The following is a 25,320-nucleotide window of genomic DNA, read 5'->3' as shown; positions in this document are numbered from 1 at the left end:
GACAGCGGTGGTCTGGTCCGACAGCCTTCCCTACGGCCCGTACAATACCAGTTCCGTATCGGTGAGATCGCCGAGCTGCGGCCGGTGCGGGCCCTTGAAGTATTTGCGACCGCGCCGCTCGGTATAAATACCGACAAGGCCGGGAATCGGGCCATTGGAATCGATCGCCACCGCGATCTTGCCGAGCCGAAGCAGCAGCCGGCCGATGCGGCCTGCGCAGGCGGCGTATTCCGCGGCGTTCCGGCAATAGATCAGCTTCATCGCCGGGGGCGCGATGAAGCCGCGGCGGATGCGCACCGGTTGCAGGATGAAGGGGAATGTTCCCTTCGGTGTGCGGCAGACGAGGCTGAGGCAATTGTAGCGCGCATGCCGCGTCAGAAGCTCGGTCTCGGCTTCGGAAAGCCCCTCGATCGTCTTGGCGTGAGGCGAGATGACCTCGATCTCGCTCCAGCGCGGGGGGCGCGCCAGGGCAGGCACCGAAAAGAATATGCCGCGGCAGTAGGCGCGAAAGCCCTGCGTCTCGATGATCGGCCAGGTCCACGGCGCCGGGCTGATGTTGAAATAGGTCACGTCCTTGTGCCGCTGCGCGATCTTGGTCAGCAGTGGGGCATAGTTGCGGTAGGCCGGATCGACATACCAGCTCGATAGATTGCACTGGATGGCGGTCTCTTCGCCGCTCTTCCGCGCCGTGTAGATCAGCAGCAGCACGCCGACCGGCGTGCCGTCACTCTCGAGCATGTAGCCGAAGCGCGGATAGCCCTCCGGGACAGACCGGAAGGCCTGCCGGCGCAGACCCTGAATCCAATAGTTCCGCGAGCGGCCGACGAAGCCGCGCGTCAGCAGGTCCGCGACCGCTTCGGCGTCGGACTCGGTGATCTCGCGGCATCGCACCTTGGTGTGAATCACGCTCGTCTTACCCGTGGAAATGGCAGGCCTCGTTTCGTCTATTGTTTCAGCATGATCTTTTCGGAAGACCGCTTCGCACTTCTTGCTGACGCGGTCCCTCGGATCTGGATCATGCTGCTAGCGCCAGCCTTCGACATGGGCGTCGGCCGTGACCCGCGGCTGCAGGCCCAGGACGTCCCGCACCTTGGCGGGCCAGGCGGAAAGGTCGGTGCCGTGGGTGTGGAACATGGCGACAGCCAGCCGGTCCATGCCGAAGGCGACGCAGCCGGTGTGGGCCGGCTCGCCGCCGGCATCCTGGATTCCCCAGGTCGTGCCGAAATGCTCGCGGTGATAGTTGAAGCTCATGCAGGCGGTCGGCTGCTCTTCCGAGCGCAGCGGAATGAGCAGCTCGAACTTGAGCTGCTGCTGCTTCTGGCTCACCGCCTTCATCTGGCCGACGCGACCGAAGAAGGGATCGCTGGCATAGTCGACACGGAAGGTGAGGCCGAGGTCGGTCGCGATCGCCTGCGCGCGCACCATCCAGCGCTCACGGAAATCGGCGACGTCATCGGGGCTGCCGATGCAGACATATTCGCGCATCCGGAACGATTGCAACCGGTCGAGATGCTTCGACGGCTCGCGGCGGAAGCAATCCGCGGCAACGTCGAAGCGCAGACCGCCCTTCGGCAAGGGGCCGCGGCTCGCCGCGATCGGATAGACCGGATAGCAGGCGGCGGGCGACAGCACGAGATCGGCGGGAGACAGCGAGGTGGTCCAGTCGCCGCCGGCGTCGAAGCGGCTCACCGCGGCGTTGATCTCGCGCTCGGTCCCGTGCAGACCGCAAACGCAGCCGAGCAGGTTCGGAAAGCTCTTGAGGTAGCCGGATTTCTCCAGCTGAGCCCGGCTCATCACCGGCGGGAAGCGCATCACCTCGGTGCCGCTCTCGCGATGGCTCGTGATCAGCGCGGCGAGCTTCTCGACGACGCCTTCATACAGCCCGGTGCGGGCGTAGACGCCGTCAGCGCCCATGCGGTGGAACAGCTTGTCGGCCAGATGATCGAGCGGATCGATCATCTGCGGCGCGGTCGCGGGCGAGTCGGGAAGGATGGCAATGTTCATGGGGCGATGTCCTGCTATCTCAAAATTGTTATTGTTGATTCAGTCGTGAAGGCTTGTCGGCACGCCGCTCATCAGCGTCGATGTCGCGGCATTGGCCAGAATGCGGTCGTTGTTGATCATGATCGGGGACGACAGCACGTCGCGGAGGTGCCGGCCCATGGTGAATTCGCCGTCGTTGCGGTAGCCGGAGAGGCCGGCTGTGCGCATCGCATGCATCACGGTCTCGACCGCGAGTTCGGAAGCCTGCACCTTCAGCAGCGTGATCGAGGACTGGAAGTCGAGCGAGCCGAGGGCGCGCTCGTCATGTTCGGCGCGGGCAAAGGCATCGATATTGGTCGACAGCAGCGCACGCAGCTTTGCCAGCGACATCTTGGCGGCGGTGAAATGTGCCGCGGCCGGCGGCATCTGGCCGCCGGAGGTGCGGGCCGCCTTGCGGATGAAGGCCTGCGCGCGGGTCACGGCTGCGGCGGCGATGCCGGCCCAGGCCGACGACCAGCACAGATGCGCGAACGGCGTCATGGTCTGGGCGTGGATCTTGTCATAGGATTCCGGGAAGACGCGATCGGCGGGGCAATCGACCTTCAGCTCGAAACCGGTCGAGCAGGTGCCGCGCATGCCGAGCGTTTCCCAGCCCAGCGTCCGCTTCAGCGAATAATCGTCCTTGGCGAGCGCCAGCAGAACCTGGTCGGAGGCGGCGGCCTCGGTAGCGCGGCGGGCGATGGTGACGAGGCCGTCGGCTTCCGCGCCGTAGGAGATCACGGTGGCGTCGCGCACCAGCGAAACGGTATCGCCGGCGTGATCGACCGCGGCGGCGCTGGCGCGGATGTTGCCGCCGTTCTGGCCTTCGGTGGTGGACGAGGCGAGCAGCCACTGATCGCGGGCGACCCGGCGCATCATGGTCTCCATCCAGGGGATGCCGTGGCCGTGCCTGACGACGCAGGCGACCTTGGTCTGGTGCATCGCGTAGATCATCGCGGTCGAGGCGCAGGCGCGCCCGAGCGTGTAGCAGATGTCGGTGACGTCGTAGATGGAGGCACCGAAGCCGCCGAACTCGACCGGGATCATGACGCCGAGCAGCTTCTGCTCGCGCGCGACCTCGAATGCCCCGTGTGGGAAACGAGCGTCGCGATCGACCCCGTCTGCGTCGGCCGCGGCAGCTGCGGCGGTTCGGGCGGCGCGCTCGATCAGGGAGGGACCCTGCTCGAGGAAGCCCGTCTGCGTTTCGTCGACAGTGAGGACTGCTTCACGCACGTTCATACTCGTCCGCCTCCGGTTTGCCGTTCGAGATCGCCGGCATCATTCGCGATGCGCGTAAGCGATCCTCCGGCCATCTTTGCTTGTGAGACGAGGCTACGGATTTAATTCAAATTCGTCGATGAAATAGAGGGTAAACAAAGCCCAATTCCGAACGAACAGTTAAGGTCCGGTTGTTTGCATCACCCGTTTTTCCAGCATCGCGTTAGGACTCTGGAAGAAGCCTGAATTTCAGACAATCTGAGTCATCGTTTACTAAGAAACGCGAAGTATTGGTATCGCCCATTGCGGGACCGGCAGGCCGTGCCCATCGTAGCGGCAAGCCGGTCCGACCTTTGACAGACAGACGGGAATTTGCCGATGCAATCCTTTGATACCGACGTACGCAATCGCATCATCAAGCTGGTGAAGGGCATCCTCGAGCAGAATTCGCTCGCCGCTAACGTGACGCCGTCCGCCAAGCTCGTCGATGTCGGCCTGACCTCGATGGACATGGTCAATCTGATGCTCGGCGTCGAAGCCGAGTTCGACTTCACCATCCCGCAAGCCGAGATCACGCCGGAGAATTTCCAGTCCGTCGAGACGCTGGAGCGGATGGTGGCGACCCAGCTGCAGCTGGCGGCGGCGGCTTAGTCAGGCGCAGCAAAATTTCCCCGGGTCGCCCCTGCGAACGCAGGGGCCCATAACCCCAGGCCGTAGTTGTGCGAAGACTGGTCGTTCGGGATTGCGACCGACCATCCTAGATAGATTCCGCGGTATGGGTCCCGGCGTTCGCCGGGACGACGTCGAGTGTGAGTTGAGCATTTTGCGCTCCTCACAGCACCGGCATCCCCACCACCCGGTTCCAAAACCGCCGCAAAACTGGCATAGCGTAACCATGTCGCACGTGGCGAACAGGGTGGAGCAGGCATGACGCAGGCGGTATTGGGCATCATCGGCGGCTCGGGCATTTATGATTTGCCGGGCCTCGAGGGTGCGCGCGAAGAGGTGATCAGGAGCCCCTGGGGCGAGCCGTCGGCGCCCGTGCGCCGCGGCACCATCGCAGGGTTGCCGATCGTATTCCTGCCGCGGCACGACAATGGGCACCGGCTGTCGCCCTCCGACATCAACTACCGCGCCAATATCGACGTTTTGAAGCGGGCCGGCGTCACCGATTTGATCTCGCTATCAGCCTGCGGCTCCTTCAGGGAGGAACTGCCGCCGGGCACCTTCGTTCTCGTCGACCAGTTCGTCGACCGCACCCACAAGCGCGAGAGCTCGTTCTTCGGTCGGGGCTGCGTCGCCCATGTGTCGATGGCGCATCCGGTCTCTCCACGTTTGCGCATCCATCTTGCCGCGGCCGCTGAAGCCGAGAGCATCGCGATCGCGCGTGGCGGCACTTATGTCTGCATGGAAGGGCCGCAATTCTCCACCTATGCGGAGAGCATGACCTACAAGACGCTGGGCTATTCCGTGATCGGCATGACCAACATGCCGGAGGCGAAGCTCGCGCGCGAGGCGGAGATCTGTTACGCCACGGTGGCGATGGTGACGGATTTCGACTGTTGGCATCCCGATCACGATGCCGTCACCGTGCAGGACATCATCCGCGTGCTGACCTCGAACGCGGACAAGGCGAAGGCGCTGGTGGCGCGGCTGGCAAAGGACTTTCCGCGCGAGCATGAGCCCTGTCCGATCGGTTCGGATCGCGCGCTCGACACCGCGCTCATCACGGCCCCCGAGGCGCGCGATCCCGAGCTTCTGAGGAAGCTCGATGCGGTGGCCGGGCGCATCCTGCGCGCGTGAAGTGAAAGGCAGAATGCCATGAAGGTCGACGGCAAGCATTTTCGCAGCATCTGGCGCGAGCATGACGGCTGGTCCATCGGTGCGATCGACCAGCGCCGCCTGCCGCATGAGTTCGTCGTCGCGAAGCTGACATCGTCTGAAGACGCAGCCGTCGCAATCCGGGACATGCTGGTGCGGGGCGCGCCGCTGATCGGTGCCACCGCGGCCTATGGCATGGCGCTCGCCATGCGCGAGGACGCCTCCGACGCCGGTCTGAAGCGTGCCTACGACACGCTCATCGTGGCGCGGCCGACTGCGATCAATCTGAAATGGGCGCTGGACGAGATGCGCAGGGCGCTCGCGCCGATCGATCCGATCGAACGGGCGGAGGCGGCCTATGCGCGTGCCGACGAGATCGTCGAGCAGGATGTCGAGATTAACCGCGGCATCGCCGGCAACGGCTTGAAGCTGATCGAGGCAATCGCATCGAAGAAGCGGGGCGAGATCGTCAACGTGTTGACCCACTGCAACGCCGGCTGGCTCGCCACCGTCGACTGGGGCACGGCGACGGCGCCGATCTATCTTGCGCACGAACGCGGCATCAAGATCCATGTCTGGGTCGACGAGACGCGTCCGCGCAACCAGGGCGCCTCGCTCACCGCCTGGGAGCTCGGTCATCACGGCGTGTCGCATACGGTGATCCCCGACAACACCGGTGGGCACCTGATGCAGCACGGCATGGTCGATCTCGCCATCGTCGGCACCGACCGCGTCGCCGCGAATGGCGATGTCTGCAACAAGATCGGCACCTACCTGAAGGCGCTCGCCGCTCGCGACAACGGCGTGCCGTTCTATGTCGCGCTGCCGTCGCCGACGATCGATTTTACCGTCCATGACGGCATCCGCGATATTCCGATCGAGCAGCGCAGCGGCGTCGAGGTCACCGACATGACCGGCCGCACCGCGGATGGAAGGCTGGAGACGGTGCGCATCGTGCCCGAGGGATCGCCGGTCGCGAATTACGCTTTCGATGTGACGCCGGCACGGCTCGTGACCGGCCTCATCACCGAGCGCGGCGTGCTGAAGCCGGATCGCGACGAGCTGGCGGCGGCGTTTCCGGAGCGGATCGTGGCGGCGGCGGAGTAGCTCTCGTAGGGTGGGCAAAGGCGCGAAAGCGCCGTGCCCACCATCTGCTTGTGGTGGGTACGCTTCGCTTTGCCCACCCTACGGCTTCGTGCCTCGCAACGACGAGGTGCCTACCCCAGCTTCAGCCCCGTCGCCGCCTCAAGCTCCGCAATCGCCTGCGCGCTGCTCGTCACCTTGATCGTGGTCATGCCCATCTCGCGCGCGGGTTTCAGATTGACGCCGAGATCGTCGAGATAGACGCAATTGTTCGGATCGACCTTCAGTGTCTCGACCATCAGCCTGTAGATTCGCGGATCGGGCTTGCGCAGGCCGATCTTGGCGGATTCGATCACGTGGTCGAACAGCACCATGACTTCGGCGATGTAGAGGGAGCGCCCGGTCATGCTGCCGATGGCATTGGCAGGCAGATTGTTGGTGATGCAGCCGGTCTTGAATTGCGCCTTGATGCGCTTCAGCGCCTCGACCATCTCGGGGCGCAGATCGCCCTGCAGCAGCGGCAGCACGTCGCGACCGCGCACCTCCGCGCCGAGTGCGAGCGATTCCGTCGCGAACAATTCGTCGAAGGTATCGATATCGACCTCGGCCCGCTCGAACTTGGCCCAGGCGTTTTCCAGGTGGTTGGCGGCGTTGGTCCGCCGGATGATGTCGACCGGCAGGCCGCGCTCGGTCTCGAACCGCGCGAATGCTTCGAACGGTGAACTCGTCAGCACGCCGCCAAAGTCAAAGATCACCGCCTCGATCGCCACTATCCTGCCCTCGCCAATTCCTTTCCAAGAGGGCTAGCATGCGCTATCGGCAAGGGCCAGTCCGAAGCAATCTGCCGCCGCCAATACCGAAGCGTGTTCCCATGAAGAAGCTTGCCACGTTCATCACGACTGCGCTGCTGCTCGCCACACCCGCCCATGCCATCGTCGGCGGCGGCACGCCGCAGGCCGACGGCGTCGCGCGGGCCGTCGTCACCATCGTCGGCTCGCGCGGCAATTCCTGCACCGGCACTCTGATCGCGCCCAGGATCGTATTGACCGGCGCTCACTGCGTGCCGCCGGGCGCGGACTACAAGATCGTCGATCGCAGCGGTGGCGCGCCGCAATTGCTGAACGTGCGCACCATCGCGATCCATCCCAGCTACAAGGCGCAGGTGCATCGCGCCGGCGCAGACGTGGCGCTGCTGCAACTGGAAATTCCACCCAAGGGAAAATCGACGGTGCTGGTCGGCACGCCGAATATTCCAATCCAGGCCGGTAGCCGTTTCGTCATTGCCGGTACCGGTGTCACCATGCGCGGTGATGGCAGGAGCGGCGGGGCCACGCGCGTCGCGGGCCTTGTCGTCACGGGCCAGCCCGGCACGCTTCAGATCCGCCTGGTCGATCCCGTAACCAACGGTGTTCGCGACGGAATTGGCGCTTGTACCGGCGATTCCGGCGGTCCCGTGTTCGAGGACAAGCCGAGCGGTGCCGTGCTTGTCGGTGTCATCAGCTGGGCGACGGGACCGAACGCCGGCGATGGCTGCGGCGGATTGACCGGCGTCACGCCGCTCACGCTCTACCGCGACTGGATCTTGCAGACCGCGCGGAGCTGGGGTGCGGCACTGTGATTTGACCGCAACTTGATCTATGTCATTTTGAAGCGGAAGCGCGGCGGGCGATCATGCCGGCCGCGGAGGAAACGCGTCGTTCGTCAAGGACGGCCACAAAAACAAGCAAGGCATAGAAGCAACAATGAATGTCGCTGTTCGCAGTCACGCCACGGCCAAACAGGCTTCTGAACATTTCGACGTGCTGATCGTCGGCGCCGGCATCTCCGGCATCGGCAGCGCCTATCACATCGAGAAGCAACTTCCGGGCACGAGCTATGTCATCCTGGAGACGCAGGCGACGTTCGGCGGCACCTGGAGCACGCATCGTTATCCCGGCATCCGCTCGGACAGCGATCTCCATACGTTCGGCTATAGCTTCAAGCCCTGGGTCGGGCCGCCGATCGCGACCGCCGAAGAAATCCTCGCCTATATGAACGAGGTGATCGACGACAACGATGTCGCCAAGCACATCCGCTACAAGCACAAGATCAATTCCGCCAGCTGGTCGAGCGAGCAGAATCTCTGGACCATTGAGGCGATTACGACCGATACCGGTGAAGCAAAGACCTTCACGGCGAGCTTCCTGTGGATGTGCCAGGGCTATTACCGCCATTCGGAAGGCTACACGCCGGAATGGAAGGGCACCGATCGCTTCAAAGGCCGCGTCGTCCATCCGCAGACCTGGCCTGACGATCTCGACCTCACGAACAAGAAGGTCGTCGTGATCGGCTCGGGCGCGACCGCGGCGACGCTGGTGCCGAACATCGCGGACAGTTGCGCGCATGTCACCATGCTGCAGCGTTCGCCGACCTATTTTCGCCTCGGCCGCAATGCCATCGAGATCGCCGAGGAGCTGCGCCGGCTTCAGGTCGATGAGGCCTGGATCCACGAGATCGTTCGGCGCAAGATCCTGTTCGAGCAGGACGCCTTCACAAAACTCTGCCTATCCAAGCCGGAGCAGGTCAAGAAGGACCTGATCGGCCAGATCAGCGCGGTGCTCGGTCCCGACTACGACGTCGAGACGCATTTCACGCCGACATACCGGCCGTGGCGGCAGCGCATCGCCTTCGTGCCCGATGCCGATCTGTTCAAGGGCATCGCCAGCGGCAAGGCCTCCGTCGTCACCGACGAGATCGAATGCTTCGTCGAGAACGGCATTCAGCTCAAATCCGGCAAGCTGCTGGAGGCCGATGTCATCGTCACCGCGACCGGCTTCAATCTCGCGGCGCTCGGCGACATCGCCTTCGAGATCGACGGCAAGCCGCTCGCCTTTGGCGACACCGTCACCTATCGCGGCATGATGTTCACGGGCGTTCCGAACATGGTCTGGGTGTTCGGCTATTTCCGCGCCAGCTGGACGCTGCGAGTCGATCTCGTCGCCGACTTCGTCTGCCGGCTTCTCGGCCACATGAAGGCCAAAGGCAAGAAAAAGGTCGAGGTCAAGCTGCGACCCGAAGACCACAACATGCCGATCCTGCCCTGGATCGATCCGGAAAACTTCAATCCCGGCTACATGATGCGCAACATGAACCTGCTGCCCAAGCGCGGCGACAAGCCGGAATGGCAGCACAGCCAGGATTACTGGACCGAAAAGGACGAGATCCCGAAGACGGACCTGGATGACAAGGCGTTTGTGTACGGGTGAGGAAGTTCGTGGGTGCGGGTTCGTGTGAGGGGGCGGCGACGCTCACACCACACTCCGCCGTCGTCCCGGGGCGCGAAGCGAACCCGGGATCCATAACCGCAGGGAGTGGTTATGGAGCGAGCAGGTAACTCCGAGTCTGCGCCAAACATCTTCCTGTGGTTATGGGTCCCGGATCGGCGCTTCGCTTGTCCGGGACGACATCGGTTGTTGGATCAACGGCGCGCCAACTCATCCACACCGCAGCTCACGAATTCCTTCGCGTCGCGTTCGCCGCAATCGCCGCCGCCGCCGTCCGATTCTCCACGCCGAGCTTGGCGTAGATCTGCTCGAGATGCTTGTCGACCGTGCGCGGGCTGAGGCCTAGGATTTGCGCGATGTCGCGGTTAGTCTTGCCCTTGCTGAGCCAGGCCAGCACCTCGCCCTCGCGGGTGGTGAGGCCGAGCTCGCTGGTGAATTCCGGAGGCAGTGCGGTGCCGGACTCCCTGGAGAGCCGCAGCAAAAACTCGTTCGGCGCGGTCTCGCCCATGTAATAGAGCCGCAGCTGCGGGTTGTCGGGCAAGGAAGCCGCCTGGGATTTCGCGCTGCCCTTGGCCCTGGCCTGCTCCAGCCATTGCAGCAGCGATGCCGGGAGGACGAAGTCGTCGGCCTGTGCGCCGTGATGATCGGACAGCAGCTTCTGCGCCTGCGGCGTCGCCCACAGCACATTGCCCTGGCGATCGACCGCGAACAGGAAGCGGCCGGAGACGTCGAGCGCTGCGCGCGCGCTCTGGGTCAGGCGGGCATTGCCGAGATGGACGCGGATGCGCGCCAGCATCTCTTCGATCACGATCGGCTTGGTCACGTAATCGACGCCGCCGGCCTCGAGCCCGCGAACGATATGCTCGGTTTCAGCGAGCCCCGTCATGAAGATCACGGGGACATTGGCAAGACCGGCATCGCGCTTGAGCCGGCGGCAGGTCTCGAAGCCGTCGATGCCGGGCATCACGGCATCGAGCAGCACGATGTCGGGCGTGATCTGGTCGATGATACGTATCGCTGCCGCGCCGTCGAGCGCCACCATCACCGTCATGCCGGCGCCGTCGAGCGCGTCGGTAAGCAGCCGCAGCGTCTCGGGAGAGTCATCGACGACGAGCGCGACGTCGCGCTTTTTCGACTCAATGTTCATGCGCATGCAACGTCTTCAATGTGGACATGTACTGCTCGAGATCGAAGCGGTCGACCAGCGACCGCATCTGTGCGACGAAGTCGGCATGTTCCGGATGCTCGCTGCCGATCTCGTCCAGCTTCAACTGGATGCCCTTGACGTAGCCGATCCGGCCGAGCCCGATCAGGGCCTCGATGTGCCGCGCCGGCGGCCTCGATCCGCTTTCGGGGCGCCAGAATGACACGGGAATCTCGTCCGAGCCATATTGCCATTCGATCCTGAGGAGCTGGCGGATCGTCTCCAGAATCCGCGGGATGTCGATCGGCTTCATCAGATAGCCGTCGTGGAAGGGCTGCGCCAGCGGCGCGCCGTGGGCCTCGATCGCGCTGGCAGATACCATCAGGATGCGCGCCTGGTGATGGCCGCTCGCGCGCAAGGCCTCCGCGACGGCCCAGCCGTCCATGGCGGGCATCGAGATATCGAGCAGGAACAAATCGGGCCGGCAATGCTGAGCCAGCGCGAGGCAGCCGGGGCCGTCGGGGGCGCTCAGCAGGATGAAGCCGAGCGGCGTCAGCACCTCGCGCAAGAGATCGCGATGGACGGGATCATCGTCGGTGATGAGAATGGTCTTGCGCGCGCCGTGATAGCCGGAGATGGGAGCCTCCACCGGCGCGATGCGCTGCGGATTGGTGACCTCCGAGAGCAGGATCTTGACCTTGAACGTCGAGCCGGCGCCGACCGTGCTCATGACCTTGATATCGCCGCCCATCACGCCGGCGAGCAGTCGGCTGATGGTCAGGCCAAGTCCCGTTCCGGTTTGCGGTTGCGAAACGCCGAGCGCACCGCGCTCGAACGGCGCGAAGATACGTTCGAGATCGTCGCCCTGGATGCCGGGGCCGGTGTCGATCACCTCGAACTCGGCAACGGGGCTGCGATAATGCACGACGAACTGCACGCTGCCGGTCTGGGTGAACTTGATGGCGTTCGAGAGCAAATTGATCAACACCTGGCGCAGGCGCTTCTCATCGGCATAGACCACCAGCGGTAAATACGCCGGCCGGCGGAACACGAAGTCGATGCCCTTGGCAGCAGCCTGCAGGCGGAACATGCCGACCAACTGGTCGAGGAATTCGCTGAGGCGCACCTCGTCGCGCGACAGATACAGCCGTCCCGCCTCGATCTTTGAGATGTCCAGAATGCCGTCGATCAGGCCGGAGAGGTGGTCGGCGCTGCGGCGGACGACGCGGACCTGATCGCGCGGCTTCGTGCTCAGCGTCGTATCTTGCTCTAGCAGCTGGGCATAGCCGCTGATCGCGTTCAGCGGTGAGCGCAGCTCGTGGCTCAGGCCGACGACATAACGGCTCTTGGCGAGGTTGGCGGATTCGGCGACCTCCTTGGCGCGCTGCAACTCGGCGTCGGTGCGCTTGTGCGCGTCGATCTCCTGGATCAGAAGCGCTGTCTGCCGCCGCGTCTCCTCCTCGGCGGCGCGGCGGCTCTGCTGCGCCAGCACGAACAGCCACGCCACCACGCCGATGATGATGCTGAGCGAGAAGAACACCTTCCAGAGCACGTCGGAGACGAGCGCGTTCTCGCCATGCACGCTCGCCGAGGTCTGCAGATAGATCAGGCCCAGCACCAGCGCGACGAGGCCGGCGGAGACTGCGAAAACGCCGATATAGTGGCCGAGCTGCGAGTTGATGCGCGCGTAGATCGGCTGCGGCATCAGCTTGCCCAGCGTCTCCGACACCTGCGCCTGAATCCGCGCGTGCGGCTTGCAGAGATCGTGGCAGCGGGCATCCAGCGAACAGCACAAGGAGCAGATCGGCCCGGCGTAAGCGGGGCAGGAGGCCATGTCCTCCGGCTCGAACGCGTGCTCGCAGATGCAACACTGGATCGACTCGATGTCCTGCCAGCTCCGCTTCGGCTTTCGCGCGATGTAGTACTTGCCGTCCGTGGCCCAGGCAATCAACGGTGCGGCAATGAAGGCGACGGCCAGCGCTATGAAGGCCGACAGCGCCTTCGCGGTCGGCCCGAACAGGCCGTAAAAGGCGCTGATGGAGACAATGGTCGCGATCGTCATCGCCCCCACGCCGACCGGATTGACGTCGTAGAGATGCGCGCGCTTGAATTCGATCTGCTGCGGCCGCAATCCAAGCGGCTTGTTGACGACGAGATCCGCGACCAGCGCGCCGACCCAGGCGATCGCGACGTTCGAATAGAGCGCCAGGGTCTGCTCCAGGGCCTTGTAGACGCCGATCTCCATCAACAGGAGCGCCACGATGACGTTGAAAACCAGCCAGACGACGCGGCCGGGATGGCTGTGGGTCAGGCGCGAGAAGAAGTTCGACCAGGCGATCGAGCCGGCATAGGCGTTGGTGACGTTGATCTTCACCTGGGACAGGATCACGAACGTGCCGGTCAACGCCAGCGCGAGGTCGGGCTGCGACAGCACATAGCGGAACGCTTCGAGATACATATGCGCGGGCTCGGCGGCCTCCTCGGGCGGCACCCCGTGGCTGAGCGCGAAGAAGGCGAGGAAGGAACCCGCGAGGAGCTTCAAGGCGCCAAGCACGATCCAGCCCGGTCCCGCGCTCATCATCGCCACCCACCACGACGCCCTGGAGGCGCGGCGATCGCGCGGCAAAAATCGCAGGAAGTCGACCTGCTCGCCGATCTGCGCCACCAGCGAAAACACCACCGAGGCCGCAACCCCGAACAGCAGCAGGTCGAAATGCCCGGTGAGGTCGCCGTGCTCGCCCGAGAACTTGCGCCACTCCGTGAAGGAGTGCGGGTTGTGCCAGGCGATCGCCGCGAACGGAATGATGTGGAGCACGATCCACAGCGGCTGCGTCCACAATTGGAAGCGGCTGATCAGCGTGATGCCGTAGGCCACCAGCGGGATGATGACGACCGCGCTGATGAGGTAGCCGATCGGCCGCGGAATCCCGAAGCACATCTCGAGCGCGGACGCGAGGATTACGGCTTCGATCGCAAAGAAGATGAAGGTGAAGGACGCATAGATCAGCGAGGTGACGGTGGAGCCGATGTAGCCGAAGCCGGCGCCGCGCGTGAGCAGGTCGATGTCGATGCCGCATTTGGCGGCATAGTAGGCGATTGGCACGCCACAGCAGAAGATGATGGTCGAGACCACGAGGATGGCGGCGGCCGCGTTGGTGACGCCATAGTTCAGCGTGATGGTGCCGCCGATCGCCTCCATCGCCAGGAACGAGATCGCGCCCAGCGCCGTGTTGGCGACCCGGGCGGCGGACCAGCGGCGCGCGCTCTTGGCCGTGAAGCGCAGCGCATAGTCCTCCAGCGTCTGGTTGGCGACCCATTGGTTGTACTGTCGCCTGACGCGGTCTATTCGCTGCCGCCCTGCCACGCTTTACCCCACTCCTGATACGGACCCGGAGCCCTCGCAAATTCCGTACCAAAAGCCTACGTCGGCATTTTGCGGTGCAGTATACGCGATCTTGCGTATGCTTCCGCCGCCCAGATCCGAGCCATCCTCACCGGCACCAATCGCGTGTCCTCGAAAAAAAGTGGGGTGCTCATGTCAGACGAACCAAACAAGGGCCTTTTGTCGCCGCTCCGGCGCAAACTATTGATGGGAATGGCCGCCGTGCCGGCCATCACGATGCTGCCGCGGGCGTCCTTTGCACAGGCTCCCGCGACCTCGGCGGTCAACACCACCGGCCTTGCGGTCACCGACACCGAGGTGACGGTCGGCATCCTGCACTCGGCGACCGGCACCATGGCCATCTCCGAGACCGGGTCGATCGAGGCCGAAAAGCTCGCCATCGAGCAGATCAATGCCGCCGGCGGCGTGCTCGGGCGCAAGATCAAGTTCATCCAGGAAGACGGCGCCAGTGATTGGCCGACCTTTGCGGAAAAGGCAAAGAAGCTGCTGGTCAACGACAAGGTCGCGGCGATCATGGGCTGCTGGACCTCGGCCTCACGCAAGGCGGTGCTGCCGGTCATGGAGCAGTATAACGGCATGCTCTACTACCCGACCTTCTACGAAGGCCTCGAGCAGTCCAAGAATGTCATCTATACCGGTCAGGAAGCGACCCAGCAGATTCTCGCGGGTCTGAATTGGATCGCCAAGGAGAAGGGTGCGAAGTCGTTCTTCTTCATCGGTTCCGACTACATCTGGCCGCGCACCTCGAACAAGATCGCGCGCAAGCACGTCGAGAACGTGCTGAAGGGCAAGGTGGTCGGCGAGGAGTATTATCCGCTCGGCAACACCCAGTTCAATTCGGTCATCAACAAGATCAAGCTGACCAAGCCCGACGTCATCTTCACCGACGTCGTGGGCGGCTCGAACGTCGCCTTCTACAAGCAGCTCAAGGCCGCCGGCATCGACCTCTCCAAGCAGGCGCTGCTGACGATCTCGGTGACCGAAGACGAGATCGACGGCATCGGCGGCGAGAACATCGCGGGCGCCTATGCCTGCATGAAGTACTTCCAGTCGCTCGACAATCCGAACAACAAGGCCTTCGTGCCGGCGTTCAAGAAGGCGTGGGGCGAGAAGACCGTGATTGGAGACGTCACCCAGGCTGCCTATCTCGGCCCGTGGCTGTGGAAGTTGACGGTGGAGAAGGCGGGTTCGTTCGACGTCGACAAGATCGCGGCGGCTTCGCCCGGCGTCGAGTTCAAGGGCGCTCCGGAAGGCTATGTGCGCATCCACGAAAATCATCACCTCTGGTCGAAGACCCGGGTGGGACGCGCCAAGCTCGATGGCCAGTTCGAGCTGATCTACGAGACCGCCGATCTCGTCGAGCCGGATCCGTTCCCCAAGGGCTACCAGTAAGAAGCGCTCTCAGGCGCTTTCTTCCAAACACCAAGCCTCTCCCTGGCGTGGACAGCAAATCCACGCCCAAGACCCCCGCGTCGCGAACCTGCTCGCGACGCGGGACCCTTATCCCCGACGGAGGACATCGATGTTCGGCGACTACTCGCTTGGTGATCTCGGCTCCATCTTCGTCATGCAGGGCTTTGCCGGACTGATCCTGTTCTCGGTCTACGTCCTGATGGCGCTTGGGCTTGCCATCATCTTCGGCCAGATGGGCGTCATCAACATGGCCCATGGCGAGTTCATGATCCTGGGGGCCTACGTCACCTGGATGACCTCCAATGTCTTCCAGTCCTATTTGCCCGGCTTGTTCAGCGGTTACTTCTTCCTTGCGATGATCCTGGCCTTTGTCGCGTCCGGCGCATTGGGGATGCTGGTGGAATGGGTGCTGATACGGCATCTCTACAAGCGCCCGCTCGATACGCTGCTTGCCACCTGGGGCCTCAGCCTGATGCTGCAGCAGGCCTATCGCTCCGTGTTCGGCGCGCGTGAGGTCGGCGTCGAGCTGCCGCAATGGATGCTGGGCTCGTTGCACGTCACCGACAGCATCGAAGTGCCGATCAACGGTGTCTTCGTGATGTGTCTCACCGTGCTGATCACCCTCTCGGTCGCCTACGTCATGTACATGTCGCGCTGGGGCCGCCAGGTCCGTGCGGTGGTGCAGAACCGCATCATGGCCGGAGCGGTCGGCATCAACACCGAGAAGGTCGACCGCTACACGTTCGGGCTCGGTTGCGGCATCGCCGGAATCGCTGGAAGCGCCTTCACCATGATCGGCTCGACCGGGCCGACCTCCGGACAGCTCTACATCGTGGACACGTTCCTGGTCGTCGTATTTGGCGGCGCCGCGAGCCTGCTCGGCACCATCGCCTCCGCGTTCTCGATCTCGCAGACGCAATCGACGCTCGAATTCTTCATGTCGGGCTCGATGGCCAAGGTCCTGACGCTGCTCGCTGTCGTGGGCATCCTGATGCTGCGGCCGCAGGGTCTCTTCGCCCTCAAAGTCCGCAAGTAACGAGAAGCAGGCAGATCATGATCATCAACTCACGCTTCTTCAACCGGTCCGAGCTCATCGGCTTTATTGTCCTGGCCGCCGTGCTGTTCGTGATCCTGCCGTTGTCGCTGGATGTGTTCCGCCTCAACCTCGTCGCGAAATACCTCACCTACGCCTTTGTCGCGCTCGGCCTCGTGCTGTGCTGGGGCTATGGCGGCATCTTGAGCCTGGGGCAGGGCGTGTTCTTCGGTCTCGGCGGCTACTGCATGGCGATGTTTCTCAAGCTCGAGGCGTCCAGCGTCGAGAACACGAAGATCCAGTCGACGCCCGGCATCCCCGATTTCATGGACTGGAATCAGATCACGTCGCTGCCGTTGTTCTGGCAACCATTCCACAGCCTCACCTTCACCATCCTCGCCATCATCCTGGTTCCCGGCCTGTTCGCCCTGATCATCGGCACCGCGATGTTCAAGCGCCGCGTCGGCGGTACCTATTTCGCGATCATCACCCAGGCCGTCGCCGCCATCCTGACCATCCTGATCGTCGGGCAGCAGGGCTATACCGGCGGCATCAACGGCATGACGGATCTGCGCACGCTCAAGGGCTGGGACATCCGGCCCGACCACGCCAAGGTCATCCTGTACTTCGTCGAGGTGGTGCTGCTGTTCGCCTGCATCGGCATCGCGCAGTTCATCCGCCTGACCAAGCTCGGCCGCATCCTGGTGGCGATGCGCGAACAGGAGGACCGCGTCCGCTTCTCCGGCTACAGCGTCGCCAACTTCAAGATCTTCGCCTTCTGCATGGCGGCGGTGTTCGCCGCGATCGGCGGCGCCATGTTCGCGCTCAATGTCGGTTTCATGTCGCCATCCTTCGTCGGCATCGTGCCGTCGATCGAGATGGTGATCTACACCGCGGTCGGCGGCCGCATGTCGATCTTCGGCGCGATCTGGGGCGCCATCCTGGTGAATTTCGCCAAGACCAGCCTGTCGGAATCCTTCCCGCAACTCTGGCTGTTCGGCCTCGGCGCGCTGTTCATCGCGGTCGTGCTCGCCTTCCCGAACGGTCTGTCCGGGCTCTGGGCCGATTACGTGCAGCCGCGCATCGATCGGTTGTTCGCCTCGCGCAAGCGGAAGCCGGGCTGGAACGACAATTCGGTCGCCGACGGCGCACCGGCAGAGTGAGGAAATAGATCATGCTCGTCGGTCATCACGATGCCGATGCCACGCTGGCAGTGAGGAGGTAGATCATGCTCGTCGGTCATCAGCCCAAGGACTTCCTGCTCGCTGTCTCCGGATTGACCGTCTCGTTCGACGGGTTCAAGGCGGTCAACGATCTCTCTTTCTACGTCGAGGAGAACGAGATTCGCGTCATCATCGGTCCCAACGGTGCCGGCAAGACCACGGTGCTCGACCTGATCTGCGGCAAGACCAAGGCGACCTCGGGCTCGATCCAGTTTCGCGGCAAGGAACTCACGAAACTGAAGGAGAACGAGATCGTGCAGACCGGCGTCGGGCGCAAATTCCAGACGCCGTCGGTGTTCGAGGACCTCACCGTGTTCGAGAACCTCGAGATCTCGTTCCCGCGCGGCCGCACCGTGTTCGGCTCATTGACCTTTCAGCGCGACCAACTCGTGAAGGATCGGGTCGAGGAGGTCGCGGAGATGATCTTCCTCAAGGACAAGCTCAACACCTATGCCGACGAGCTCAGCCATGGCCAGAAGCAATGGCTCGAGATCGGCATGCTGCTGATCCAGGATCCCGATCTGTTGATGCTGGACGAGCCCGTCGCCGGCATGAGCGTGTCCGAGCGCGCCAAGACCGCCGAACTGCTCAACCGCATCATCAAGAACCGCTCGGTGCTGGTGATCGAGCACGACATGAAGTTCGTCGAGGACATCGCCCACAAGGTGACCGTGCTGCATCAGGGCCAGATCCTCTCCGAAGGGACCATGGAGAAGGTCAAGAACGATCCCAAGGTCATCGAAGTCTATCTGGGGCATTAGCGCATGATCCCGGAAAGTGGCGTCCGGTTTCCGGACAAGATCATGCGCAAGAAATAGGGAGCGCGACGATGCTGGCAATTTCCGATCTTCACGTCGCCTACGGCCAGAGCGAGGTGCTGCACGGGCTCAACGTCAAGGTCGCACCCAACGAGATCGTGGCGATCATGGGCCGCAACGGCATGGGCAAGACCACCTTGATGAAGTCGCTGATGGGCATCCTGCCGGCCAAAAGCGGCTCGGTGACGATGGACGGCGCCGAGCTCGGTAACCTCAAGAGCTACGAGCGCGTCGCCAAAGGTCTCGCCTATGTGCCGCAGGGCCGCATGATCTTCTCCACCATGACGGTGAAGGAAAACATCGAGACCGGCCTCGTTGTCGCGGGCGAATCCGAGGTGCCCGGTGACATCTATGAATTGTTCCCGGTCCTGCTCGAGATGAAGGGCCGCCGCGGCGGCAATCTGTCGGGAGGCCAGCAGCAACAGCTCGCGATTGCGCGTGCGCTCGCGACCAAGCCGAAGGTCCTGCTGCTGGATGAGCCGACGGAAGGCATCCAGCCCTCCATCATCAAGGAGATGGCGCGAACCCTGAAGCGCATCCGTGACGAGAAGGGGCTCTCGATCGTCGTGTCCGAGCAGGTCCTGAGCTTCGCGCTCGACATCGCCGACCGCGTGCTGGTGATCGAGAACGGTGAGATCGTGCGCGACGACCCGCGCGACGCCGTCGATGCCGCGCAGGTCTCGAAATATCTGTCCGTCTAACCAACCGTAGTAAAAGGGGAGCATCTCGATGCCAGAGACACTGATCAAGGTCGATCTCACCAAGTCGGCCTACGAAAATGACATGGTGCACAACCGCTGGCACCCCGACATCCCGATCGTGGCCTGGGTCAATCCCGGCGACGATTTCATCATCGAGACCTATGACTGGACCGGCGGTTTCATCAAGAACAACGATTCCGCCGACGACGTGCGCGACATCGACCTGTCGATCGTGCACTTCCTGTCTGGTCCGATCGGCGTCAAGGGCGCCGAGCCCGGCGATCTCCTCGTGGTCGACCTGCTCGACGTCGGCCCGATGAAGGAAAGCCTGTGGGGCTTCAACGGCTTCTTCTCCAAGCAGAATGGCGGCGGCTTCCTCACCGACCACTTCCCGCTGGCGCAGAAATCGATCTGGGACATCAAGGGTCTCTACACTTCGTCGCGCCATGTGCCTGGCGTCAACTTCGCCGGCCTGATCCATCCCGGCCTGATCGGCTGTCTTCCGGATCCGAAGATGCTGGAGACCTGGAACAAGCGCGAGGCCGAGCTGATCTCGACCAACCCGACCCGCGTCCCGGGCCTTGCCAATCCGCCGTTCGCGGCGACCGCCCATGGCGGCCGCGCCAAGGGCGACGTCAAGGCCAAGATCGGCGCGGAGGGTGCGCGCACGGTGCCGCCGCGCGAGCATGGCGGCAATTGCGATATCAAGGATCTCTCGCGCGGCTCGAAGATCTACTTCCCGGTCTATGTGCCGGGCGCAGGTCTTTCGATGGGCGATCTGCACTTCAGCCAGGGTGACGGCGAGATCACCTTCTGCGGCGCCATCGAGATGGCCGGCTGGCTGCATCTGAAGGTCGAAGTGATCAAGGACGGCATGTCGAAATACGGCATCAAGAACCCGATCTTCAAGCCCTCGCCGATCACGCCGAACTACAAGGACTACCTGATCTTCGAGGGCATCTCGGTCGACGAGCAAGGCAAGCAGCACTATCTCGACGTCCACATCGCCTATCGCCAGGCCTGTTTGAATGCGATCGAGTACATGAAGAAGTTCGGCTATTCCGGCGCCCAGGCCTATTCGATCCTCGGCACCGCGCCGTGCCAGGGCCACATCTCCGGCGTGGTCGATGTGCCCAACGCCTGCGCCACGTTGTGGCTGCCGACCGAGATCTTCGACTTCGACGTGATGCCGTCGGCGGCAGGGCCCATCAAGCACATCACCGGCGATATCCAGATGCCGATTTCGCCCGACAAGTAGCCGGTGCGCTCCCTCTCCCCGTTCTTACGGGGAGAGGGTTGGGGTGAGGGGCTGTCTCCACACGAATGGTGGCAGCGAGTTGTATGAACAGGCAAGAACTTAGGTGATGCGATGCCGGTCTACGAGTATCTCTGTGACGATTGCGGACCTTTTACGGATCTGCGCCCGATGGCCGAGTGCGACGATCCGCAAAGCTGCCCGCACTGCGAGACGTCGGCGCCGCGCGTGATCCTGACCGCGCCGAACTTCTTCTGCATGCCGGCCGAGAAGCGCAAGGCTCATGCCGTCAACGAGCGCAGCACCCACGCGCCGCAGACGCTCGCGCAATACAAGGCCTCGCACGGGCCCGGCTGCGGTTGCTGCTCCACAGGCAAAACCGTGAAAGACAAGAACGCGTCAGACAAGAAAAAACCGGCGCGGCTGATGACCAAGACCGGGAGCGGTGCCAAGGGTTTCCCAACAGCGCGGCCCTGGATGATCAGCCACTAACGCCCGCGATGACCTCGAACGAATAAAAGACAGGAGCGCTCAAATGCTTCACGGCGACATTTCCAGCAGCAACGACACCGTCGGCGTCGCCGTGGTGAACTACAAGATGCCCCGCCTGCACACCAAGGCCGAGGTGCTCGACAATGCCCGCAAGATCGCCGACATGGTGGTGGGCATGAAGTCCGGCCTGCCCGGCATGGACCTCGTGATCTTCCCGGAATATTCCACGCAAGGGATCATGTACGACTCCAAGGAGATGTACGAGACGGCATGCGCCGTGCCGGGCGAAGAGACCGCGATCTTCGCCGAGGCCTGTCGCAAGGCCAAGGTGTGGGGCGTGTTCTCGCTGACCGGTGAACGCCATGAGGAGCACCCGAACAAGGCGCCCTACAACACCCTGATCCTGATGAACGACAAGGGCGAGATCGTGCAGAAGTACCGCAAGATCATGCCATGGGTGCCGATCGAGGGCTGGTATCCCGGCAATTGCACCTATGTCTCCGACGGCCCGAAGGGGATGAAGGTCAGCCTGATCATCTGCGACGATGGCAATTTCCCGGAGATCTGGCGCGACTGCGCCATGAAGGGGGCCGAGCTGATTGTGCGCTGCCAGGGTTACATGTATCCGGCCAAGGAGCAGCAGGTTCTGATCTCGAAGGCCATGGCGTGGGCCAACAACGTCTATGTCGCCGTCGCCAATGCCGCCGGTTTCGACGGCGTCTATTCCTATTTCGGCCACTCCGCGATCATCGGCTTCGACGGTCGTACGCTCGGCGAGTGCGGCGAGGAGGATTACGGCATCCAGTACGCCCAGCTGTCGAAACATCTGATCCGCGATGCGCGCCGCAACGGCCAGTCGCAGAACCATCTCTACAAGCTGGTCCACCGCGGCTACACCGGCATGATCAACTCCGGCGAAAGCCCGCGCGGCGTCGCAGCTTGCCCGTATGATTTCTACAAGAATTGGATCAAAGACCCCGAGGGCACGCGCGACATGGTCGAGGCCATGACCCGCGCGACCCCGGGGACCGATGAGTGTCCGATCGACGGCATCCCGAACGGGTCCTCTCCGAGCAACTATTGAGCCCCGGCCGGTGCCACGCGTTGGACGACAAGCCAGGGATGTGAATGGCCGTCCATAATGGCGGACGTTCTGGCGCGTCCGCCTATGGGCGGGACGGGGCGCGCTCGGTAAAATCGTGGCGCGGCTGCAACATGGGCTGTTGAATCTGCCCGAGTTGCGGTCGCGTTGGCGGATTCTCATGCCTCCGTAGTTCTACCGCCCGCCTTCATCGCCTAAGTTCCCGCGGCGCCATTGGGGAGCGCCGCAGGTTGGGGGACGAGCTTTGGGGGCTTGGTTGCGAGCAAGCGGGCGGGGTTGCCTGCTTCGGAGTGCCGCGGTCATGCGCGCGGCATCCGGGGCGGGCCTCGTCTTGAGCGCGATCGCTCTGATCGATCCCGTCCAGGCACAACAGGTCTTCAACGGATCACAGACCACGCCGAACGGCATCGTCAACGGCGGGGGCGGCGTCTGGGACAACACTACGACCAACTGGACCGACGTCTTTGGCGGGACCAGCACGGCCTACGATCCTGCGTCAGCCGGCACGCTGTTCGGAAGCAGCGCTCCCTCGACGCCGGCGACGGGCGGCACGGTGACGGTGACGCCGGGCGGCGTGCAACTCACCAGCCTCGTGGGCTTCGACCTCACCGCCGACGGCTCGATCTATACCATTCAGGGCGGCGACCTCAGGCTGGCTGCGGGCGGCACCACGTTCGTCACCAACGATGTGACCGGCACTGCGGATCCCTCGGCCGTGATCGCTTCCCGCATCGTCGGCAGCGACGGGATCAATGTTCAGGGACCAGGTATCCTGGCGCTGCTCGGCGCGAACTCCTATACCGGCGGCACCTTCATCTGCAATTGCGGATCCCTGCAGCTCGGCGACGCGACCCACACCGCGAGCATGGTCGGCGCCGTCACCAACGAGGGCCTCTTCAGCATCGTCAATGCCGACACGTCGGGGATCACGTCGATCCTGAACGACTTCTCCGGCACGACGATGTTCCTCAACGCAAGCTCCGCCAGCTCGATCTTGATCACCAACAACGGCCAGGTGTATTTCGGCGATCCGCTCGGGGGTGGAGCCGACACCGCGACGGCCGGTCGGGCCACCATCATCAATGACAGCGGCCTGATCGGCTTCTTCGGACGGACTAATGCAGGCACGGCCAACATCACCAACCAGAATGGCGGCGGCACGATATTCATCGAGCAATCTTCGGCGGGCTCGGCGACGATCGTGAACAAGGATTTTGGCGGGACCGTGTTCGGGACGTTCGCCGGCTCCGACACGGCGACCGCCGGCAATGCAACCATCATCAATGAAGCGGATGGTCTCACCGATTTCGGCGCGTTCACCACGGCCGGCAATGCCACGATCATCACCAAGGACGGCGGCAGGACCGAATTCTTCGACAACTCCACCGGCGGCAACGCACGCTTCATCACCACCGGGACCGGCGTCGTCGATTTCGGTGGAGGCACCGGTCCGGCCGGCGATGGTCGCATCACCGCAGGATCGATCGAAGGCAGCGGCTTCTACTACATCGGCGGCGGCAATACCCTCGTCGTCGGCGGTAACAACCTCTCGACCGAGGTCAGCGGCGTCATCGGTGATACCTGCGGTTGCGGTCCCGCCGGCCCCGGCTCGCTGGAAAAGGTCGGCAGCGGCACGCTGATCCTCTCGGGGACGAACTCCTACACCGGCACGACCACGGTGAACGGCGGCATCCTGCGGGTCGATGGTGACATCTCGCAGTCGAGCCTGACCACCGTGAATGCAGGTGGTGCGTTGTTCGGCGCCGGAATCGTCGGCAATACCCTCATCGCCAACGGCGGCATCTATGCGCCCGGCGACGGCGGCCCGGGCTCGAGCATGCAGGTTCAGGGCGATCTCACGCTTCAGTCCGGCTCGGTCTATGTGGTGCAGGTCGGTAGCGGATCCAGCACGAGCCACGCGCTCGTTACCGGCAATGTCGCGCTGGACGGCACCGTCGGCGTCGCGCTGTATCCGGGCGCCGCGGTGATGAAGCACTATTCGATCATGAACTTCTTCGGCACCTCCGTCGGGAATTTTTCGGGTGTTGCCGCACCGGGTGGCCTCATCGGCACGACGACCGTCGGGTCGAACGAGGTCATCCTCGATTTCACGCTGAACTACGGCGCGAAATACGCGCTCAACGTCAACCAGCAGAACGTCGCCACGACGCTTCAGAACTTCTTCAACACCAACGGCTTCCTGCAGGCCGAACTCGCGGGACTTGGTCCCGGGGGCCTGACGCAGGCCTCGGGTGAATCCGCAACGGGATCGCAGCAGACGACGTTCAATGCGATGAACCTGTTCATGAGCCTGTTGACCGACGTCTTCAGCTCAGGACGCAGCGGCACGCCTGGCGCGTCGCCATTTGCCGCGGACGCGAATGCGCGCGACAAGAGCGCGCGCGACGCCTTCGCCTCGATCTATCGCAAGGCACCGGCGGCAACGTTCGAGCAGCGCTGGGATGTGTGGACGGCCGGCTATGGCGGCTCGCAGACCACGGACGGCAATGCCGGCCTCGGCTCGAACACCACGAGCAGCAGTGTCTACGGCACTGCCGTGGGCCTCGATTACCGCTTCTCGCCGTCGACGATTGCGGGCTTTGCACTCGCAGGTGGCGGGACCGCCTTCAACGTCAACGGGCTCGGCTGGGGCCGCTCCGACCTGTTCCAGGCCGGCGCCTTCGTGCGTCATACGGCGGGACCTGCCTACATCACGGCGGCGCTCGCCTATGGTTGGCAGGACGTCACGACCAACCGCGTCGTGACGGCTGCCGGTTATGACCAGCTGCGTGCGCAGTTCGACGCCAATGCCGTGTCGGGCCGCATCGAGGGCGGCTATCGCTATGCCATGCGGTGGGCCGGCCTCACGCCGTATGCGGCGCTCCAGGCCACCTTGTTCAGCCTTCCCAGCTATGCAGAGGCAGCCGTGGTCGGCAGCAACGTCTTCGCGCTCAACTATGCCGCCAAGGACGTGACCAGCACCCGCACCGAACTCGGCCTGCGCGCGGACAGGTCGTTTGCCGCGGCCGGTGGCCTCATGACCCTGCGCGGCCGCCTCGCCTGGGCGCATGACTACAATCCGGACCGCACTGTGGGCGCGGTGTTCCAGACCCTGCCGGGATCGGCTTTCGTCGTGAACGGTGCCGCCCAGGCGCGCGATTCGGCTCTGACCACGGCATCAGCGCAGATGAACTGGATGAACGGCTGGTCTGCATCGGCGACGTTCGAGGGAGAATTCTCGAACCTCAGCCGCTCCTACGCCGGCAAGGGCGTCGTGCGCTACGCGTGGTGAGGCATGGTCGCCTCCCTTGAGAGGGAGGATAGGGGAG

20 protein-coding genes are annotated in these 25,320 nt (G+C 63.6%); 14 read left to right on the top strand and 6 right to left on the bottom strand.

Annotated features, from left to right (window positions below):
• Positions 1–30 precede the first annotated feature (30 nt).
• From XH81_RS09820 to XH81_RS09810, 3 genes are all read right to left on the bottom strand, one after another.
• Positions 31–906, bottom strand: coding sequence for a hypothetical protein (locus tag XH81_RS09820; protein WP_028139649.1), 876 nt, complete (start codon positions 904–906; stop codon positions 31–33).
• A 117-nt stretch (positions 907–1,023) separates the two neighbouring features.
• Positions 1,024–2,004: an amino acid--[acyl-carrier-protein] ligase gene (locus tag XH81_RS09815; protein ID WP_028139650.1), complete on the bottom strand. Its 981-nt coding sequence runs from the start codon at positions 2,002–2,004 to the stop codon at positions 1,024–1,026.
• Between the two features lie 39 nt (positions 2,005–2,043).
• The gene (locus XH81_RS09810) at positions 2,044–3,261 is read right to left on the bottom strand and encodes an acyl-CoA dehydrogenase family protein (RefSeq protein ID WP_028139651.1); all 1,218 of its coding nucleotides are present in this window, start codon (positions 3,259–3,261) and stop codon (positions 2,044–2,046) included.
• A gap of 357 nt (positions 3,262–3,618) precedes the next feature.
• Between XH81_RS09810 and XH81_RS09805 the strand changes: the two genes are divergently transcribed.
• The 3 genes from XH81_RS09805 (at position 3,619) to mtnA (ending at position 6,168) form a co-directional block, all read left to right on the top strand.
• Entirely contained in the window at positions 3,619–3,891 is a 273-nt protein-coding gene (locus XH81_RS09805; protein WP_028139652.1) for a phosphopantetheine-binding protein, read from the top strand.
• A gap of 276 nt (positions 3,892–4,167) precedes the next feature.
• The gene (locus tag XH81_RS09800; RefSeq protein ID WP_028139653.1) at positions 4,168–5,043 is read left to right on the top strand and encodes an S-methyl-5'-thioadenosine phosphorylase; all 876 of its coding nucleotides are present in this window, start codon (positions 4,168–4,170) and stop codon (positions 5,041–5,043) included.
• Positions 5,044–5,061: 18 nt separating this feature from the next.
• Positions 5,062–6,168 carry an S-methyl-5-thioribose-1-phosphate isomerase gene (mtnA, locus tag XH81_RS09795; protein WP_028139654.1) on the top strand — a complete coding sequence of 369 codons (1,107 nt, stop codon included), beginning with the start codon at positions 5,062–5,064 and terminating at the stop codon, positions 6,166–6,168.
• A gap of 110 nt (positions 6,169–6,278) precedes the next feature.
• Here mtnA and XH81_RS09790 read toward each other — a convergent pair whose 3' ends face one another.
• On the bottom strand, positions 6,279–6,914 hold the full coding sequence (locus XH81_RS09790; RefSeq protein WP_028139655.1) for an HAD-IA family hydrolase: 636 nt from the start codon (positions 6,912–6,914) through the stop codon (positions 6,279–6,281).
• A gap of 101 nt (positions 6,915–7,015) precedes the next feature.
• Between XH81_RS09790 and XH81_RS09785 the strand changes: the two genes are divergently transcribed.
• The gene (locus XH81_RS09785) at positions 7,016–7,762 is read left to right on the top strand and encodes a S1 family peptidase (RefSeq protein WP_028139656.1); all 747 of its coding nucleotides are present in this window, start codon (positions 7,016–7,018) and stop codon (positions 7,760–7,762) included.
• Between the two features lie 124 nt (positions 7,763–7,886).
• A complete protein-coding gene (locus XH81_RS09780) occupies positions 7,887–9,389 on the top strand; it encodes a flavin-containing monooxygenase (protein ID WP_028139657.1) in 1,503 nt (500 codons plus the stop codon).
• Between the two features lie 244 nt (positions 9,390–9,633).
• Here the strand turns inward: XH81_RS09780 and XH81_RS09775 are convergent, their stop codons facing one another.
• On the bottom strand, positions 9,634–10,560 hold the full coding sequence (locus XH81_RS09775) for a response regulator (RefSeq protein ID WP_049801934.1): 927 nt from the start codon (positions 10,558–10,560) through the stop codon (positions 9,634–9,636).
• Positions 10,544–13,915: a hybrid sensor histidine kinase/response regulator gene (locus tag XH81_RS09770; RefSeq protein ID WP_028139659.1), complete on the bottom strand. Its 3,372-nt coding sequence runs from the start codon at positions 13,913–13,915 to the stop codon at positions 10,544–10,546. Before XH81_RS09770 ends, XH81_RS09775 begins: the two co-directional genes overlap by 17 nt.
• 171 nt (positions 13,916–14,086) lie before the next feature.
• Here XH81_RS09770 and urtA point away from each other — a divergent pair, with 171 nt between their 5' ends.
• From urtA to XH81_RS09725, 9 genes are all read left to right on the top strand, one after another.
• Positions 14,087–15,346 (top strand): urea ABC transporter substrate-binding protein, encoded by a 1,260-nt coding sequence (urtA, locus tag XH81_RS09765; protein WP_026201734.1) that lies wholly within the window; start codon positions 14,087–14,089, stop codon positions 15,344–15,346.
• Between the two features lie 130 nt (positions 15,347–15,476).
• Positions 15,477–16,403: an urea ABC transporter permease subunit UrtB gene (gene urtB, locus XH81_RS09760; protein WP_018316774.1), complete on the top strand. Its 927-nt coding sequence runs from the start codon at positions 15,477–15,479 to the stop codon at positions 16,401–16,403.
• A 17-nt stretch (positions 16,404–16,420) separates the two neighbouring features.
• Positions 16,421–17,563, top strand: a complete 1,143-nt coding sequence (urtC, locus tag XH81_RS09755; protein ID WP_038949523.1) for an urea ABC transporter permease subunit UrtC — start codon at positions 16,421–16,423, stop codon at positions 17,561–17,563.
• Positions 17,564–17,628: 65 nt separating this feature from the next.
• Positions 17,629–18,384, top strand: a complete 756-nt coding sequence (gene urtD / locus XH81_RS09750) for an urea ABC transporter ATP-binding protein UrtD (protein WP_028139661.1) — start codon at positions 17,629–17,631, stop codon at positions 18,382–18,384.
• 68 nt (positions 18,385–18,452) lie between these two features.
• Positions 18,453–19,142 (top strand): urea ABC transporter ATP-binding subunit UrtE, encoded by a 690-nt coding sequence (gene urtE, locus XH81_RS09745; protein WP_038949525.1) that lies wholly within the window; start codon positions 18,453–18,455, stop codon positions 19,140–19,142.
• Between the two features lie 28 nt (positions 19,143–19,170).
• The gene (gene fmdA, locus XH81_RS09740; RefSeq protein WP_271596117.1) at positions 19,171–20,400 is read left to right on the top strand and encodes a formamidase; all 1,230 of its coding nucleotides are present in this window, start codon (positions 19,171–19,173) and stop codon (positions 20,398–20,400) included.
• A 111-nt stretch (positions 20,401–20,511) separates the two neighbouring features.
• Complete coding sequence (locus XH81_RS09735; RefSeq protein WP_028139664.1) at positions 20,512–20,889, top strand: FmdB family zinc ribbon protein; 378 nt, start codon at positions 20,512–20,514, stop codon at positions 20,887–20,889.
• A 43-nt stretch (positions 20,890–20,932) separates the two neighbouring features.
• Complete coding sequence (locus tag XH81_RS09730; RefSeq protein WP_028139665.1) at positions 20,933–21,973, top strand: aliphatic amidase; 1,041 nt, start codon at positions 20,933–20,935, stop codon at positions 21,971–21,973.
• A 319-nt stretch (positions 21,974–22,292) separates the two neighbouring features.
• The gene (locus XH81_RS09725) at positions 22,293–25,283 is read left to right on the top strand and encodes an autotransporter outer membrane beta-barrel domain-containing protein (protein ID WP_244439208.1); all 2,991 of its coding nucleotides are present in this window, start codon (positions 22,293–22,295) and stop codon (positions 25,281–25,283) included.
• Positions 25,284–25,320 lie beyond the last annotated feature (37 nt).

The sequence above is a fragment of the Bradyrhizobium sp. CCBAU 25360 genome (assembly GCF_028128695.1).
Classification (GTDB): Bacteria; Pseudomonadota; Alphaproteobacteria; order Rhizobiales; family Xanthobacteraceae; genus Bradyrhizobium; species Bradyrhizobium ottawaense.
Note: the sequence above shows the minus strand (reverse complement) of the source record. Positions and strands in the feature narration are given on the sequence as shown.

Coding starts and splice junctions, on each gene's coding strand:
- XH81_RS09735 (WP_028139664.1), top strand. CDS start 20,512: ATGCCGGTCTACGAGTATCTCTGTGACGATTGCGGACCTTTTACGGAT.
- XH81_RS09815 (WP_028139650.1), bottom strand. CDS start 2,004: ATGAACATTGCCATCCTTCCCGACTCGCCCGCGACCGCGCCGCAGATG.
- urtD (WP_028139661.1), top strand. CDS start 17,629: ATGCTCGTCGGTCATCAGCCCAAGGACTTCCTGCTCGCTGTCTCCGGA.
- XH81_RS09725 (WP_244439208.1), top strand. CDS start 22,293: ATGCGCGCGGCATCCGGGGCGGGCCTCGTCTTGAGCGCGATCGCTCTG.
- mtnA (WP_028139654.1), top strand. CDS start 5,062: ATGAAGGTCGACGGCAAGCATTTTCGCAGCATCTGGCGCGAGCATGAC.
- urtC (WP_038949523.1), top strand. CDS start 16,421: ATGATCATCAACTCACGCTTCTTCAACCGGTCCGAGCTCATCGGCTTT.
- fmdA (WP_271596117.1), top strand. CDS start 19,171: ATGCCAGAGACACTGATCAAGGTCGATCTCACCAAGTCGGCCTACGAA.
- XH81_RS09785 (WP_028139656.1), top strand. CDS start 7,016: ATGAAGAAGCTTGCCACGTTCATCACGACTGCGCTGCTGCTCGCCACA.
- XH81_RS09730 (WP_028139665.1), top strand. CDS start 20,933: ATGCTTCACGGCGACATTTCCAGCAGCAACGACACCGTCGGCGTCGCC.
- XH81_RS09780 (WP_028139657.1), top strand. CDS start 7,887: ATGAATGTCGCTGTTCGCAGTCACGCCACGGCCAAACAGGCTTCTGAA.
- XH81_RS09805 (WP_028139652.1), top strand. CDS start 3,619: ATGCAATCCTTTGATACCGACGTACGCAATCGCATCATCAAGCTGGTG.
- urtB (WP_018316774.1), top strand. CDS start 15,477: ATGTTCGGCGACTACTCGCTTGGTGATCTCGGCTCCATCTTCGTCATG.
- urtA (WP_026201734.1), top strand. CDS start 14,087: ATGTCAGACGAACCAAACAAGGGCCTTTTGTCGCCGCTCCGGCGCAAA.
- urtE (WP_038949525.1), top strand. CDS start 18,453: ATGCTGGCAATTTCCGATCTTCACGTCGCCTACGGCCAGAGCGAGGTG.
- XH81_RS09800 (WP_028139653.1), top strand. CDS start 4,168: ATGACGCAGGCGGTATTGGGCATCATCGGCGGCTCGGGCATTTATGAT.
- XH81_RS09810 (WP_028139651.1), bottom strand. CDS start 3,261: ATGAACGTGCGTGAAGCAGTCCTCACTGTCGACGAAACGCAGACGGGC.
- XH81_RS09775 (WP_049801934.1), bottom strand. CDS start 10,560: ATGCGCATGAACATTGAGTCGAAAAAGCGCGACGTCGCGCTCGTCGTC.